The organism is Dactylosporangium aurantiacum, from assembly GCF_000716715.1.
Classification (GTDB): domain Bacteria; phylum Actinomycetota; class Actinomycetes; order Mycobacteriales; family Micromonosporaceae; genus Dactylosporangium; species Dactylosporangium aurantiacum.
On record NZ_JNYJ01000009.1, the window covers coordinates 134,880 to 148,887 of the forward strand.

Annotated in this window: 16 protein-coding genes; 5 read left to right on the forward strand and 11 right to left on the reverse strand. The window is 74.8% G+C overall.

The genetic code is table 11. The annotated features are described in order from the left end of the window. Positions 1-10 precede the first annotated feature (10 nt). The 3 genes from OP18_RS12970 to OP18_RS12980 all read left to right on the forward strand — a co-directional run bounded on the left by OP18_RS12970 (position 11) and on the right by OP18_RS12980 (position 2,672). On the forward strand, positions 11-301 hold the full coding sequence (locus OP18_RS12970; RefSeq protein ID WP_033359232.1) for a ubiquitin carboxyl-terminal hydrolase 14: 291 nt from the start codon (positions 11-13) through the stop codon (positions 299-301). Positions 302-556: 255 nt separating this feature from the next. Then, positions 557-1,153, forward strand: coding sequence for a hypothetical protein (locus tag OP18_RS57095; protein WP_052386639.1), 597 nt, complete (start codon positions 557-559; stop codon positions 1,151-1,153). A gap of 625 nt (positions 1,154-1,778) precedes the next feature. After that, complete coding sequence (locus OP18_RS12980; protein ID WP_211273523.1) at positions 1,779-2,672, forward strand: maleylpyruvate isomerase family mycothiol-dependent enzyme; 894 nt, start codon at positions 1,779-1,781, stop codon at positions 2,670-2,672. A gap of 33 nt (positions 2,673-2,705) precedes the next feature. Here the strand turns inward: OP18_RS12980 and OP18_RS12985 are convergent, their stop codons facing one another. After that, on the reverse strand, positions 2,706-3,578 hold the full coding sequence (locus tag OP18_RS12985) for an NAD(+)/NADH kinase (RefSeq protein ID WP_156089485.1): 873 nt from the start codon (positions 3,576-3,578) through the stop codon (positions 2,706-2,708). A gap of 19 nt (positions 3,579-3,597) precedes the next feature. Then, positions 3,598-4,206: a DUF1275 family protein gene (locus OP18_RS12990; RefSeq protein ID WP_162189786.1), complete on the reverse strand. Its 609-nt coding sequence runs from the start codon at positions 4,204-4,206 to the stop codon at positions 3,598-3,600. A 140-nt stretch (positions 4,207-4,346) separates the two neighbouring features. On the opposite strand from OP18_RS12990, the gene OP18_RS12995 reads away from it, so the two are divergent. Further along, positions 4,347-4,817 carry an ATP-binding protein gene (locus OP18_RS12995; RefSeq protein ID WP_052386640.1) on the forward strand — a complete coding sequence of 157 codons (471 nt, stop codon included), beginning with the start codon at positions 4,347-4,349 and terminating at the stop codon, positions 4,815-4,817. Between the two features lie 27 nt (positions 4,818-4,844). On the opposite strand, the gene OP18_RS13000 is transcribed toward OP18_RS12995, so the two are convergent. The 3 genes from OP18_RS13000 to OP18_RS13010 are packed head-to-tail and all read right to left on the reverse strand — an operon-like array spanning position 4,845 to position 6,950. Beyond that, on the reverse strand, positions 4,845-6,029 hold the full coding sequence (locus OP18_RS13000) for an MFS transporter (protein WP_162189787.1): 1,185 nt from the start codon (positions 6,027-6,029) through the stop codon (positions 4,845-4,847). A gap of 55 nt (positions 6,030-6,084) precedes the next feature. Next, positions 6,085-6,495, reverse strand: a complete 411-nt coding sequence (locus OP18_RS13005) for a VOC family protein (RefSeq protein ID WP_033359235.1) — start codon at positions 6,493-6,495, stop codon at positions 6,085-6,087. A gap of 5 nt (positions 6,496-6,500) precedes the next feature. Next, positions 6,501-6,950: a helix-turn-helix transcriptional regulator gene (locus OP18_RS13010; protein WP_033359085.1), complete on the reverse strand. Its 450-nt coding sequence runs from the start codon at positions 6,948-6,950 to the stop codon at positions 6,501-6,503. A gap of 36 nt (positions 6,951-6,986) precedes the next feature. Here OP18_RS13010 and OP18_RS13015 point away from each other — a divergent pair, with 36 nt between their 5' ends. Continuing rightward, positions 6,987-7,799 (forward strand): class I SAM-dependent methyltransferase, encoded by an 813-nt coding sequence (locus tag OP18_RS13015; protein WP_033359086.1) that lies wholly within the window; start codon positions 6,987-6,989, stop codon positions 7,797-7,799. On the opposite strand, the gene OP18_RS13020 is transcribed toward OP18_RS13015, so the two are convergent. From OP18_RS13020 to OP18_RS13045, 6 genes are read right to left on the reverse strand one after another with little or no spacing between them, the layout of a single operon-like run. After that, entirely contained in the window at positions 7,780-9,129 is a 1,350-nt protein-coding gene (locus OP18_RS13020; RefSeq protein ID WP_033359087.1) for an aldehyde dehydrogenase family protein, read from the reverse strand. The genes OP18_RS13015 and OP18_RS13020 overlap by 20 nt on opposite strands. Next, positions 9,126-10,862: an asparagine synthetase B family protein gene (locus OP18_RS13025; RefSeq protein WP_033359088.1), complete on the reverse strand. Its 1,737-nt coding sequence runs from the start codon at positions 10,860-10,862 to the stop codon at positions 9,126-9,128. Before OP18_RS13025 ends, OP18_RS13020 begins: the two co-directional genes overlap by 4 nt. Before the next feature lie 32 nt (positions 10,863-10,894). Next, a complete protein-coding gene (locus OP18_RS13030) occupies positions 10,895-11,395 on the reverse strand; it encodes a hypothetical protein (protein WP_033359089.1) in 501 nt (166 codons plus the stop codon). 10 nt (positions 11,396-11,405) lie between these two features. Then, the gene (locus OP18_RS13035; RefSeq protein ID WP_033359090.1) at positions 11,406-12,206 is read right to left on the reverse strand and encodes a hypothetical protein; all 801 of its coding nucleotides are present in this window, start codon (positions 12,204-12,206) and stop codon (positions 11,406-11,408) included. Between the two features lie 43 nt (positions 12,207-12,249). Further along, entirely contained in the window at positions 12,250-13,263 is a 1,014-nt protein-coding gene (locus OP18_RS13040) for a hypothetical protein (protein ID WP_033359091.1), read from the reverse strand. 36 nt (positions 13,264-13,299) lie between these two features. Then, the gene (locus OP18_RS13045) at positions 13,300-13,953 is read right to left on the reverse strand and encodes a cupin domain-containing protein (RefSeq protein WP_033359092.1); all 654 of its coding nucleotides are present in this window, start codon (positions 13,951-13,953) and stop codon (positions 13,300-13,302) included. Positions 13,954-14,008: the final 55 nt, after the last annotated feature.

Here is a 14,008-nt window from a genome sequence, read left to right on the forward strand (position 1 = left end):
GGTGTGCTCCGTGAGTAACCCGTGTGAGCACCTCGACCTGATCAACGACGTCCAGCCCAGCGCCGAGGGCTGCGAAGACTGCCTCGCCTCCGGCGGCCGCTGGGTGCATCTGCGGCTCTGCCTGACCTGCGGGCACGTCGGCTGCTGCGACTCCTCACCCGCCAAGCACGCCACCGCGCACTACCACGGCGTGGGCCATCCCCTGGTCCAGTCGTTCGAGCCGGGCGAGGAGTGGGTGTGGTGCTACGCCGACGACGCGCTGCTCAAGGTCTCCGGCCTGCCGGAGCGCTCCCATCCCTGAGCTGTGGCTTCTGCCGCCCTTTTCGCGGTCGAGAGTGACGTTCGGGAGCGGCGGCACCGGTCCGTTGTCGTAGGGGCGGCTGGACATCTGGCTGAAGGTGGCGACCCTCGGCCGAGACCTCGGTCCGCCGCGTCGAGTTCCGTTCTGGTATCGGTCCGCCTCGGCAGGTCGTGCACGGCCGCGGCGAGATCGACCCCGAGGTGCTCGACGCTGCCGGGCCGCGACTCGGCGCAGGTCGGCACGGGTCGAGGCGAGGTGCGACACTACCCCGACCACGTCCACGAGTGGCCCGTCCGGATGGCCGTCGTCCACACCGACGGCGAGTGCCACTACGCCGTGGGCGTCATGTCCCACCTCGTGCTCAACGCCGCCGGCGCCGTCCTTCCACGAGACCGATCCCCGCACCGCGACCCCCTCCCGCTCGAACGGGCCCGTCGCCAGTCCTTGCCCTCCGGCACCCACCAGAACACCGCCGCGCTGCGACACTGGGGCCCTGCCCGATTTCGCCGTGCCGCGACGCCCGTAGCCCTCGCCACTGGACCGGCGTCCTGCACGCCACGGCCCTGCCCGTGGGGGTGCGCACGGTCGACCCAGCGCGTCGGCACCGAACCCGCCTCCGCGCTGCTCGCCGCGTTCGCCGTCGTTGCCGCCGTCACTGTCGCCGTTGCCGTTGCCGTTGCCGCCGCCGTCGCCGTTGCCGTCGCCGCCGTTGCCGTTGCCGTCGCCGCCGCCGTCGCCATCGTCGTCGCCGCCGTCTTCGCCCAGCTGACCGGCGCTGCCGTCATCGTCCCGGCGGCTGCCGTCATCGTCCCGGCTGCCGTCATCGTCCCGGCGGCCGCGGCGACCACGTAGCCCGGCGCTCCGCTGTGTCCGCTGCGGCTCAACCTGCTGGAGCCCAACACCTGCTGGGCCCAAACGGGGTCAGTGCTCCTGCGCGGCGAGTGCTCCCGCAAGGCAAGCGACGGTCGATGCTCGTGATCTTGCGGCGCGTCGTCACGGCACGCCGCAACGTCCGGCGCGGGTTCGGCGAGCTTCCCTCGATTCCGGCGAGCGTCCGTCGCCACCGGCGAGCGTCCGGCGGGCTTCCGTCGCCGACTCCGTGAGTGCTTGCGCGGATCGTCGTGCGACCGGCGAGCCGTCAACAAGTCCGGCGATCCGTCACAGGACCGGGAAGTTGGCGCCGAGCCGGGTCCGCGAGCGCGCCGCCCTGCGTTACGTCCGGCGAGATCCCGCTTGCCCGGAGCTTGCCGGAGCTTGCCGGAGCTTGCCGGAGCTTGCCCGGAGCTTGCCCGGAGGTGGCGCTTGCCGTGGTCGGGCGGCGTCGGGGGAGTCGGCGAACTCGTCGGGGAAATTTCGCGGACCGATGTCGAGGCCGCGGGTGGTGGCTCCGACTGTCTCTGGCAGCAACGCCTGGTCGAGGTCGTGCCGGGCGTCCGCTGTATCAGCACTCTACACCAGCGTTGCAAGTTGATCTCTGGTGTGGTTGCTGTCGGTAGTTGATAGTGGAGAAGAGGGGTCTGGCGTGTTGTTCGAGCATCACCATACCTGGATCGTCGGGCAGACCGAATTGCTCGTCGAGGCGTTGGCGGGTGGGGCGGATCTGCGGGCGGAGGTGCCGTCCTGTCCGGGCTGGAGCCTCGGGGCGTTGCTGCGGCACATCGGGGGTGGGCACCGGTGGGCGGCCGAGGTCGTGCGTACCAGGGCCACCGGCTGGCTGCCCGACGGCATTGTCCGGGACGTCGCCGGGGACGACGGCGGGCGGGTGCCCGGTGGCTGGCTGCTCGACGGGGCCCATGAGCTGGCCGCGGCGCTGGCTGAAGCGGGGCCGGACGCGCCGGTGTGGACGCCGTTCGAGCTCGGCGGGATGCCGTTCTGGGCGCGGCGGTTCGCGCACGAGACGGTGATCCACCGGGCCGACGCGATGCTGGCGGCCGGTGTGCCGTTCGAGGTGGCGACGGAGGTGGCGGTGGACGCGATGGACGAGTGGATGCAGCTGGACGCGCATCCGGTCCATTTTGACCTGCGACCCGAGAAGCGCGCGGTCCTCGGGGCCGGGCGGACCATCGCCCTCGTCGCCGCCGAGATGCCCGCCGAGATGCCCGCCGAGATGCGCGCCGAGATGCCCGCCGAGATGCCCGCCGAGATGCCCGCCGAGATGCCCGCGCGGCTGGATGGTCAGGGCTGGTTCGTCGACCTGACCGGCGAGGTCAACACGTGGCGGCGCGGTGGTGGTCCGGCCGCCGTGACCGTCCAGGCGCCCCTTCAGGATCTGCTGCTCATGGTGTACCGCCGCCGCACCCCCGACGACATGATCATCACCGGCGACGAGGAGATCCTGCGCCACTGGCTGAGCCACGTGGCCTTCGGCTGACCAGCACCCGAAGGTAGCCGAGACCGCAACGGCTCACGCCGGCTCCTCGGCCTCCAGGCTGCCGTTGACCTGCAGCTTGCGCCGCGCGCGTTCGTAGAAGGTGGTGTACCCCAGGCGCACCACCTTCGCCGCGGACGGGGCTGCCGAGACGGTGAGCATGTCGCCGGGTTGCAGCTCGGCGCCGAGGATGCCGTCGATCTCCATGACGAGCCGGCCGCTGCTCGGTAGAAGCTCCAGGTCGAGGTCCTCGCCGGGGGAGAGCACCATCGCCCGGTTGAAGGCGGAGTGCGCCGCCGCCGGCACGACCAGGATGCCCTCGACGGTCGGGGAGACGATCGGGCCGCCGGCGGAGAAGCTGTACGCGGTCGAGCCCGTGGGCGTGGCGACGATGAGGGCGTCCGCGGAGTACCGGACGAACGGGTAGCCCTGCATGGAGATGCCGATGGCGGCCAGGCCCTGCCCGGGCACGCGCACCAGGGCGATGTCGTTGAAGGCGGTCACGTCGGTGCCGTCGGGCAGCCGGGTGCGGATCGCCATGCGCGGCTCGACCGTGTACCGGTGTGCGTCGATCGCGCTCAGTGCGTCGGCGAGCTCCTCGACGGCGACCTCGGCGAGGAACCCGAGGCGGCCGAGGTTGACGCCGAGGACCGGGGTGGGCTTGCCCGACAGCAGCCGCATGCTGCGCAGCATGGTGCCGTCGCCGCCGAGGCTGACCACGAGGGACGCCCGGCTGACCAGCTCGTCGGCGTCGACCGCGACGGCGGTGCAGTCGATGCGGTCGACCTCGTCGGGCAGGCCGAGCACCGTCACGTCGCGGGTCCGGGCCCAGTCGATGATGGCGTCGATCGCTGGTTTCGAGTCGCGCCGGGGATGCAGGACCAGCCCGACCGTGTGCACCATGCCCATGGCGCAACTGTACGACCGATCACAACCGCGCCGGCTCGCGATGCCGGGCCGGGGGTGCCGGCACGGTGGGCGGGCGCCGGGATCCCACCACGAGGGCGGTGGCGACGAGCAGGACCGCGGGCAGTGGGCCGGCCCACGGCACCCGCTCCAGCAGCAGCCCGGCGCCCAGCGCGCCGGCGGCGACGCACGCCAGCGGCAGCAGCGCGGGCAGGCCCGCGTCGGCGCCGGCGTGCGGGTCGAGCGTGGCGGCGGCGGTACGCGCGTCACGGCCCGCGGCGTGCTGCAGGCCGGCGGCGATGGCGGCGAGCGCGAGCAGCGGCAGCTGGGTGAGGCCGCGCGGGTCGTGCTGCGCCACCATCCACCCGCCGCACAGGGTGCACAGCGCGAGCAGCGCCCCGAGCAGGCAGCGGCTGGGTGCGACCCGGCGGGCGAGGAGCACGGTCCCGCCGTACACGGCGACGGACAGCGCCGCGCGCAGTGCCGTGTCGGGCAGCCGCTGCACGCCCGCGACACCCAGCACGACGAGGTTGCCGGCCGCGACGCTGCCGAAGACGCCGCCGAGGTACAGCAGGCAGATGCCGTCGACGTACCCTGCCGCGAGGGCCAGCAACCAGTGTGTTCGTCGCATTCGCGACCCGTTCCCAGATCCACGCGACCCACCCTCACCCGGACCGGATGAGGATGTTTGCCGTGTGACAAACATGAAACCGGTGGTGCTGAGGGTACGGTCGCGGGGAAACATCACAGAGGAAAGGGGGCGATGACACGGTGTCGATCGCGCTACGGCTCGCACTGCACCTTCCGCGGGACGCCGCGACGGTGCCGATGGCGCGACGCCTGCTCGACCAGGCGCTGCGGACGCTCGGCGTCGAGCCCGGCTGCCGCGACGACATCGGGCTGATCCTCACCGAGGCCTGCGCCAACGTCATCGAGCACGCCCTGGACACCGACGACTACGAGATCAGCATCGACATCACCGACGTGCGCTGCGTGATCCACGTCGTCAACGACGGCTCCGTGATCGACCCCGCCAGGCTGATCCTGGCGACCGAGATGACCGACCGCGAGCTGGCCGCCATGGACCTCGCGGTGCTCGACGAGCACGGCCGGGGGCTGCACATCATCCGGGCCCTCGCCGACGAGCTGTACCTGACCCCGGCCACGTCCGGCGGCCTGGTCCTGCAGGCCGTCACCACCCTGCGCTGGACCAGCGACGCCGAGATCTGGCAGCGCCGCTGAGCCGAAGAGGGGCCGAGCCCGGCGCGTCTAGGCGGTCGGTAGCGGCGCGGCCGCCGCCGACGTCACCGCCCGCCGGCTCAGCAGCGTCACCGCCGCCGCCACCGCCGCCCCGCCCAGCGCGACGAGCACCGCCGAGCGCGCCGACGCCCCGTCGACGGCCGCGCCGGCCAGGGCGCTGCCGAGCGCGGTCCCGGCCGCCGTCGCCGTGCCCGTCCACATCCGCGCCTCGGTGCCGGTGCCCGCGGGCGCGGCGCGGTCGGTGAGCTCGTAGGCGATCGCGTTCAACGGCGCCAGCGGCGCCCCGGCCAGCACGAACAGCGCCGCCAGCCACCACGCCCCGACGGGCAGCAGCAGCGGCGCGAACGCCACGCACATCGCCGCCGACAGCGCCCCGAACGCCGCCGGTGACACGTGCGGGGTGAGGCTGCCCAGCAGGCTGCCGGCGGCGAAGCCGCCGAGCAGCACCCCGGCGAACCCGGCCCGGCCGCCGGCGGTGGCGAACGCGGCCGCCGCCACCTGCACCGCGCCGATCGCGACGCCGAGCGCGGTCCGCGAACCGACCAGCGACAGGATGGCGCGGGAGCGCAGCGGGCCGAGCACGCCCCGGGCCGCGCGGGCCGGCGGGCGCCACGCCCGGGCCGGCGGCAGCAGCGCGAACCCGACCGTCGCCAGCGCGGCGAGGCCGGCGGTGAGGGCCAGCCCGAGCGCCGGGCGCCCGACGGCGACGACGGCGCCGGCGACCACCGGCCCGGCGATGAACCCGACCTCCAGCAGCGCGCTCTCCAGCCGGTACGACGCCCGCAGCTGCGGACCGTCGCCCAGCAGCGCGATCCAGATCCCGCGCATGCACGCCGCGACCGGCGGGCGGGCCGCACCGGCGGCCCCGGCGAGGACCATGAGGACGGCCAGCGGCGCCGACGGCCGCCACGCCACCGCGAGCAGCGCCCCGCCGTGTACGACGGCCGTGGCCAGCAGCACCCGCGTCTGCCCGAACCGGTCGACGAGCCGGCCGACCAGGGGCGCGCCGGCGCCGGTGCCGACGGCGAACACCCCGGCGACGAGCCCGGCCGCGCCGAACGACCCGCGCTCCTGCTGCACGAGCAGCACCAGGGCGAGGGCGACCGCCCCCGCCGACAGCCGGGTCAGCAGGTTCGCCCCGGCGAGGGCCTTCGCGTACGGCCGCCGCAGCACCGCCGTCCAGAGTCGCACCACCCGGGCAGTTCTACGCGAACCGCCCGCGCGGCGCACCCGGTTTCCGCCGGGGCGCTCAGGACTGCTGGATGCGGATCAGGTTGCCGGCGGGGTCGCGCACCGCGCAGTCACGCACGCCGTACGGCTGCTCGGCGGGCTCCTGCACGATCTCCGCGTCGTGCTCGCGGAGCCGGGCGAACAGGGCGTCGAGATCGCCGGTGGCCAGGTTGACCCCGGCGTAGGTGCCCTTGGCCATCATCTCGGTGATGGTGCGCCGCTCGTCGTCGGTGATGCCGCAGCCGGGCGGGGCGACCGGCTCCAGGACGAGCGCGGTGCCGGGCACGCCGGCCGGGCCGACGGTGATCCACCGCAGGCCGTCGTGGCCGACGTCGCTGCGGACCTCGAAGCCGAGGGCGTCGCGGTAGAACGCGAGGGACGCGTCCGGGTCGGTGTGCGGCAGGTACGCCGAATGGATGTGGATGTCCATGCCGGTCACGCTAGATCCGCCCGGGCGGCGGCGGCTTCTCGATTCCTGACCGGCCTGGTGACCCGTTTGGCGACGCACGGCGGCAGGCCTGCGGTCGCGTCCGCGGCGCGGGCCCGGTAGGCGCTGGGCGGCATCCCGACGAGCTCGGTGAAGCGGGTGCTGAAGGTGCCCAGCGACGAGCAGCCGACGGCGAAGCACACCTCGGTGACGGTGAGGTCGCCACGGCGCAGCAGCGTCATCGCCCGTTCGATGCGGCGGGTCATCAGGTACTGGTACGGCGACTCACCGTACGCGGCCCGGAACGCCCGGCTGAGGTGCCCGGCGGACATGTGCGCGGCACGGGCGAGCGCCGCCACGTCGAGCGGCTGCGCGTGGTCGCGGTCGATACGGTCCCGGACCCGGCGCAGCCTGGCCAGGTCACGCAGGTGCGGCGCGGTGGCGGGCGGGCTGGTCATACGGCCGATCGTGCCACATCCCGCTACGGTGGCCGGGTGCCTGACGCGATCTTCGACCATCCGCGGCTCGCGGCGATCTACGACGCGTTCGACGGTGCCCGAGCCGACCTCGACCTGTACACCGGGATCGCTGGGGAGCTGGGCGCCGGCCACGTGCTCGACGTCGGCTGCGGCACCGGCTGCCTCGCCGTGCGGCTGGCCGGGCTGGGCCTGCGGGTGACGGCCGTCGACCCGGCCGCCGCGTCCCTCGATGTGGCCCGCGCCAAACCCGGCGCGGACCGCGTCACCTGGATCCACGGCGACGCCACCACCCTGCCCAACCTGGCGACCCCGCCGGACGGAACCGGCCCGCCCGGCCCGCCGGACGAGGCCGACCCGCCCGGCCCGCCGGACCTCGCCACGATGACCGGCAACGTCGCCCAGGTGTTCCTCGCCGACGAGGACTGGGCCGCCACGCTGCGCGGCGTGCACGGTGCGCTGCGCGACGGCGGGGTCCTCGTGTTCGAGACCCGCCGCCCGCACCGCCGCGCGTGGGAGGCATGGGCCGCCGACACCGGGCCCGTCGTGCGGGACGTGCCCGGCGCCGGCGCCGTCGAGCAGCGCCGGGAGGTGGCCCGGGTGGCGCTGCCGTTCGTGTCGTTCCGGTACACGTACACCTTCGGCGACGGCACCCGGCTGCGGTCGGACTCGACGCTGCGCTTCCGGGACCGCCCGGAGGTCGAACGGTCCCTCACCGCCGCCGGGTTCGCCGTCGAGGAGGTCCGCGACGCGCCGGACCGCCCGGGCCTGGAGGATGTGTACCTGGCCCGGAAGGACGCGGCCCGGAAGCTCAGTCCAGCCGGACCGTGACCGTCTTCGGGCGCTGGTACTCGGTCAGCGCCAGCACGCTGAGGTCGGTGCCGTGCCCGGAGCCGCGCCGGCCGCCGTGCGGCAGCTCCGCGGTCTGCTCCAGGTGGCAGTTGACCCAGACCTCGCCGCAGTCGAGCTGCCCGGCGACGCGCAGCGACGTGCCGACGGCGGTGCCCCACACGCTCGCGGCGAGCGCCTGCGGCACCGAGTTGGCGAGGGCGACGACCCCGTCGAGGTCGTCGGCGGCCTGGACGGTGAGCGCCGGGCCGAACATCTCCCGGGTCACCGCCGGGTCGTCCGGCGGCAGGTCGGCGAGGATCAGCCCGGCCCGCCAGAACCCGCCGGCCTCGCCGTCGCCGACCGCCACGTCGCCGGTGCGGCGGACCGCGGCGCGGGACCCGGCCACGATCGCGTCGAACCGGGCGGCCTGGTCGGGGTTGTTCAGCGGGCCGAAGTCGGGCCCGGCGCGGCGGGCCGCCATCGCCGCGGCGAGCCGCTCGACCGTCTCGTCGACGTGGGAGCGCAGGGTGATGACCCGGGCCGGCGCCGCGCAGGACTGCCCGGCGTTGTACGTGCACGCCCCGACGAGCGCGTCGTAGGTGTCCTCGGGCGCGTCGGGCAGCACGACCGCGGCGCAGTTGCCGCCGAGCTCCAGGCTGACCCGGCGCAGCCCGGCCCGGGCGACGACGTCGAGGCCGCCGGCCTGGCTGCCGGTGAACGCGACCGCGTCGACGTCGGCGCCGACGAGCAGCCGGCCCGTGTCGCGGTCGCCGGGCAGCGCGACCAGGACCCCGGGGCCGAGCGTGTCCGCGGCGTGCCCGGCGAGCAGCTGCGCGGTGTCCGGGGTGGTCTCGGCCGGTTTGAGCACGACCGTGTTGCCGGCGGCGAGCGCCGGCCCGAGCCGCCACGCCGCCATCAGCAGCGGATAGTTCCACGGTACGATCGCCGCCACCACCCCGAGCGGCTCCCAGCGCACCCAGCTCTCCCGGCCCGGCAGCCGGTGCCCGGCGGCGGGGGCCAGGTCGGCGCGGACCGCCCCGGCGTAGAAGCGCAGCACGTCGGCGGAGTTCAGCACCTCCGCCTGGGCGTCCACAGTGGACTTTCCGGTGCCGGCGACCTCGGCCTGGACGTAGGCGTCGACGTGCTGCTCGACGAGCGCGACCAGGGCGAGCAGGCGGTGCGAGCGTTCCCTGGCGGTCAGGCCGGCCCAGCCGGGCAGCGCCGAGCGGGCGGCGCCGGCGGCGGCCGCGACCTCGGCGGGCCCGCCGGGCCGCAGCCGGGTGCGGACCAGGCCGGTGCGGGGGTCGGTCAGCTCAAGCCATGTGTTCACGCCACATCGTAGGCACGCAGCCACAGCTCGAGCGTCAGCACCAGCCACACCTTGCCGCCCTGCCGGGGCAGCAGCGCGCCCTCGCCGCGCAGCCACGCGCGGATCGTCACCGGGTCGAACAGGCCGCTGGTGCGGCTGCCGAGCAGCACGTCGTCGGCGAGCTGCCGCAGCGGCCCGCTCAGCCACTGCTGCACCGGTACCCGCATGCCGCTCTTCGGCCGGTCCACGATGGTCGCCGGCAGCAGGTCCCGCACCGCCTCCTTGAGGATCCACTTCTCCTCGGTGCCGGCGAGCTTCAACCGCGGCGGCACGGTGAACGCGTGGTCGATGACCTGCCGGTCGAACAGCGGGGACCGGCCCTGCAGGCCGCGGGCCGCGGTGAGCCGCTCCACCTTCGTCAGGATGTGGTGCGCGCCCTTGGTGCGCAGGTTGCAGTGCAGCAGCCGGTTCAGGTGCGCGCGCATCGTGCCGGGCGACAGGTACGGCGCGACGAACCGCTCCGGGCCCGGCGCGTCGCGCAGGGCGCGCAGCGTGTCCGCGGTCAGCAGCGCCGGCAGGTCCCCGTAGCACTTGCGGTAGGAGCGCAGGTACGCCAGCGACCGGGCGTCCGGGGACGGGTCGTCGCGGTGCAGCTCGAACAGCAGCATCGGCAGGTTCTTCGGCCCGCCGAACACGGGGTCGCCGCCCTCGCCGTTGAGCACGACCCGCATCCCGTCGCCGGCGACGGCCTCGGCGAGCATGAGGTTCGGCACCGTCAGCGGGTCGCCGACGGGGCTGTCCAGCAGCGCGACCGTGTCCGCCAGCCGCGCCGCGACCTGCTCGCCGGAGACGCTGAGCACCTGGTGGCGGGTGTTGCAGTGGGTCGCGACGAGTCCCGAGTACGCCAGCTCGTTCGGCAGGTCGTGGCCGAAGCTTATCGAGTACGTGCGGACCTCCTGGTCGTGCAGCTTCGCCGCGAGCGCCGTGACGAGGCTGCTGTCAACGCCGCCGGACAGCAGCACCGCGACGGGTTCGGCGGCCGGCAGCCGCCGGCTCGTCGCCCGCTCCAGCAGCGCCCGCAGCGTCGCGGCGTGCCCGGCGGCGCCGGTGGTGTCGTCGGTGCCCTCGATGGCCTCGGTCGCCTCCCAGAACACCTCCTGCGTGACGGTGCCGTCGGCGCGCAGCCGCACGATCCGGCCGGGCAGCACCTCGTGCACGCCGCGCAGCAGGGTCTCCTCGCCCGGCAGGTACGCGAAGGTGAGGAACGAGCGGACCGCGGCCAGGTTCAGCCCGGTGTCCAGCGCCGGCCAGTGCCGCAGCGCCCGCAGCGACGTCGACGCCGCCCAGCCGCTGCCGCTGCCCGACCGGGCGTGGAACACGGTGCGGGCGCCGACATGGTCGCGGATGAGGACCAGGTCCGTGCCGTCGGTGACGGCCAGGACGAACATGCCGTCGGCGGCGCGGATCCCGTCGGCGCCGAGCCGGGCGTACAGGCGCAGCAGCAGCGCACCGTCAGGGGTGTCCGGCGGCGCCGGGTCCCCGGCCCGGGCCAGGGCGGCGAGGAGCTCGGCCCGGTTGTGCAGCACGACCTCGCCGGCGGCGCGCAGGTCACCGGCGCTGAACGGGCCCTCGGCGAAGCCGGGCTCGCCCTCGACGATGCCGAGGGCGGCGGCGCCCGCCCGCGCCACGGGCCGGGCGCCGAGCCCGGTCAGCGCCTGCGGGTCGCCGCCGAGCGTCGCTGCGATGCGTGGCACGTCTGCTCCTTCTGCTCTGCTGGGCGGCCGGTTCAGCCGAAGTCGTCGTCGGAGCCGCCGTCGTCGCCGTCGTCGGACCAGCTGCCGCCGTCGTCGCCGCCGCCGTCACCGCCGTCGCTGCTGGACTGCTGTTGCTGCGCCTGCCGGCGCAGCTCCTCCTCCTCGAACTCCGTCATCAGCAGCGGCGGCGCGACGATCGCGCCGAGCAGCGCCCCGGCGCCGACGGCGGCGAGGATCGCGCCGGTGCGGCCGCCGAACGACGTCCGGTTCACCGTCAGCGTCCCGTCGCCCCACGCGGTGCGGCCGTAGCCCTGGTCGCGGCCGTACACGACCTGGCCGGTGGTGTAGGTGCGCTTGATGATGCGGTCGCCGAGGACCTCGTCGACGCCGCTGCGCCCCGAGTTGTCCTGCCACTGCACGTACCGGTCACCGGAGCGGCGCCGCCACTCCTCACGGCCGTCGGCGAAGCGGCGGTGGACGCTGCGGTCGCTGAGCAGCTCGTCGGTGTACTGGACTTCGCGGTACTGGCTCACAGCACTCCTGTCATGCGGCCGGCCAAGTCATGAAACCCGCCGCCTGCAGCTGGCGCAGCCGGGCGGTCCTGCGGCGGTGCCGGGTCTGGCCCCGGACCAGGCGGTGCACGGTGCGCAGCAGCCGCGCGGGGTTGACCGCGGCGACCTCGACGCTGCGGCCGGCCCGCAGCCGGCGCAGCTCCCACAGCGCCAGCCCGGCCGGCGCCGCCGCGGACCCGGCGGCGGACCGCTCGCGCGGGGCGGTGGTCAGGTGCAGCGCCGCGGCGTGCACGGGGCGCAACCCCAGCGGGTGCACCCGCAGGTCGCCGGCCCACGCCCGGACGTCCTCGACGGCCGCGTACCCGGCTCGGGAGGCGTCGTGCAGCACGTACACGGCGGCGTCGCCGGTGCGCCGCAGCGCCTCGGCCAGCCGCGGGTCGAGCGGCAGGTCACGCAGCGCGAACACCGGGCACGCCGACTCCATGTGCAGCTCGTTGGCCAGCAGCATCCCGGCGATCCCGGCGTCCTGGCAGACGAGCAGCCGGGGCAGCCCGTAGTCGTACAGGTCGGGCACGTCGTCCCTGGGCGCGGTGCGCCGCTCGGCCGGCTCCTCCAGCAGGCCGGGCACCGGGCCGTGCCGCTCCAGCGCGGCGAGGAACCGTGCGTAGCCGACGGGTGCCGGCAGCGTGAACTTGAGAGTCCGCGGCAGCCGGTGTACCGGCAGCAGCCCGCGGCACACCTCGTAGTACAGCTGCCGACGGGTGAACCGGATCCGCCCCGGCGCGCCCGCACGGACCACCGCCGCCGCCACCGCCCGGTCCAGCACGCTCATGCCACCACCTCCGCTGCGCTCCGGCGGCGGCGCTGCGGTCCGCTCATGCCGCGGGCCAGGTCATGAAGCCGATCGCGGCGGCGGCGCGGCGGGCGGGGTCGTCGGCGCCGCCGAAGTGGGTGGCGACCTTCCGCACGCGGGTGAGCAGTTGCGCGGGGCGCAGCGCCGCCACGGGCGAGGACCAGCCGTCGTCGAGCCACTCCAGCTCCCGCGGGTTGAGGTCGGTGTGGTTCTTCAGCCACGCGACCCGCTGCGGGTCGCGGGCCTTGGTGCGCAGCTTGAACGGGTCCTTCGCGGCGAGCACCGTGCGGGGCCGCAGCCCCAGGTCCACGACGCGCCGGCCGGCCAGCTCGTGCCGGGCGGTGGCCAGGAAGATCTCGCCGTCGAGGCTGGCGTCGCGCAGCACCGCGACCGGGGTCGCCGGCGGCAGCCCCGCGACGTTCGCGGCGAGCGCCGCGTTGAACCGCCGCTCGACGTCGTTGACCCGCAGGCAGGCGAGCACCGCCGGGTCCGGGCAGAGGATCGCGAACGCCGGCTGGGGTGGCGGCGGGCCGGGCCGCACGTTGGGCTCGTCGACGATGCCGCCGGGCGGCTGGCCGTACACCCGGGTCCAGCCGCCGAGGATCTCCTTGCGGAACTGCTGCAGCGGCATCTTCACGGCGACCTCGCGCTTGATGACGCCGGCCAGCCGCAGCGCGATGACGGTGGCGCTGATGAGCAGCAGCACGACACCGGCGACGGCGAGCGCCGGGGTGTCGCCGAACAGGCCGATCGCGAGCAGCACCGTGCCGATGAGGATCGGCACCGCGATCCCGCACCCGGCGGTGCCGTCGTTGGCGGACTTGTTCGCCTTGCGGGCGGCCGCGTACCACAGCTGTGTCGTGGTGTACCAGTGCCCGTCCTCGGACAGTTTCGCGACGAGACGGCGCACCTTCACGTCGTGCAGGGCGAGCGGGTTGTCCTTCGGCTCGAACACGAACGGCTGCTTGCACGTGCCGCACCGGGAACCGGTGCGCTCCGTGCGTTTGAGGTTCGCGGTGCAGTGCGGGCAGATCATGCCGACCCCTCCAGGCTCACGCCGTCGCGTCCAAGCTCATGCCGGTCCTTCCAACCGCACGGCGAGGCGGCGGGCGGCCCGCGCCGCGCGCTCCCGCCAGCTGATCCCGCCCGGTGCCGGCGCCGAGCCGACCGCGTGCAACGCCTTGGCCAGCGCCGGATAGTCCAGCCCGTCCGCCGGCCCGTCCGCCGCGCGCCGCTCGGCCTCCTCGGCGGTGATCGCGTAGTCCTCGTGGTCGATGCCGAAGCCCGTGTTGGCGGCCAGGATCAGCAGCCGGCCCTCGCCCCGGTTGACGAACGAGTGCGGCAGCAGCGCCGGGATGCGGATCATGACGCCGGGGGTGAGGCGGACCGTCACCGGCTCCTGCCGGTCCTCGTCGTACAGGCCGCACGCCGCGTAGCCGAGGCTCAGCACGAAGTGCTCGCCGCCGTGCGCGTGCGGGGTGAACGCGCTGTGCCCCCGCATCAGCCCGAGCTTGTACGTGGCGTTGCTCGGCCGCTCCGGCGACGTCGACGCGTCACCGATCAGATACCGGGCGTGCTGCCCGCTGTCGATGAACGGCAGCAGCGCCGCGGGGTCGAGCAGGTCGCCGCGGCCGGTCCGGGACGTCAGCAGCGCCGTGCCGTCGGCCGTCAACGAGTACAGCTCGACGCCGGCCGGCAGTGCGGCGGATGCCTCGGTACCCCTCACACTGGGCACTGTACGAAACGCGCACACCCTTGCCTACCAACCCATCGGCCGGATG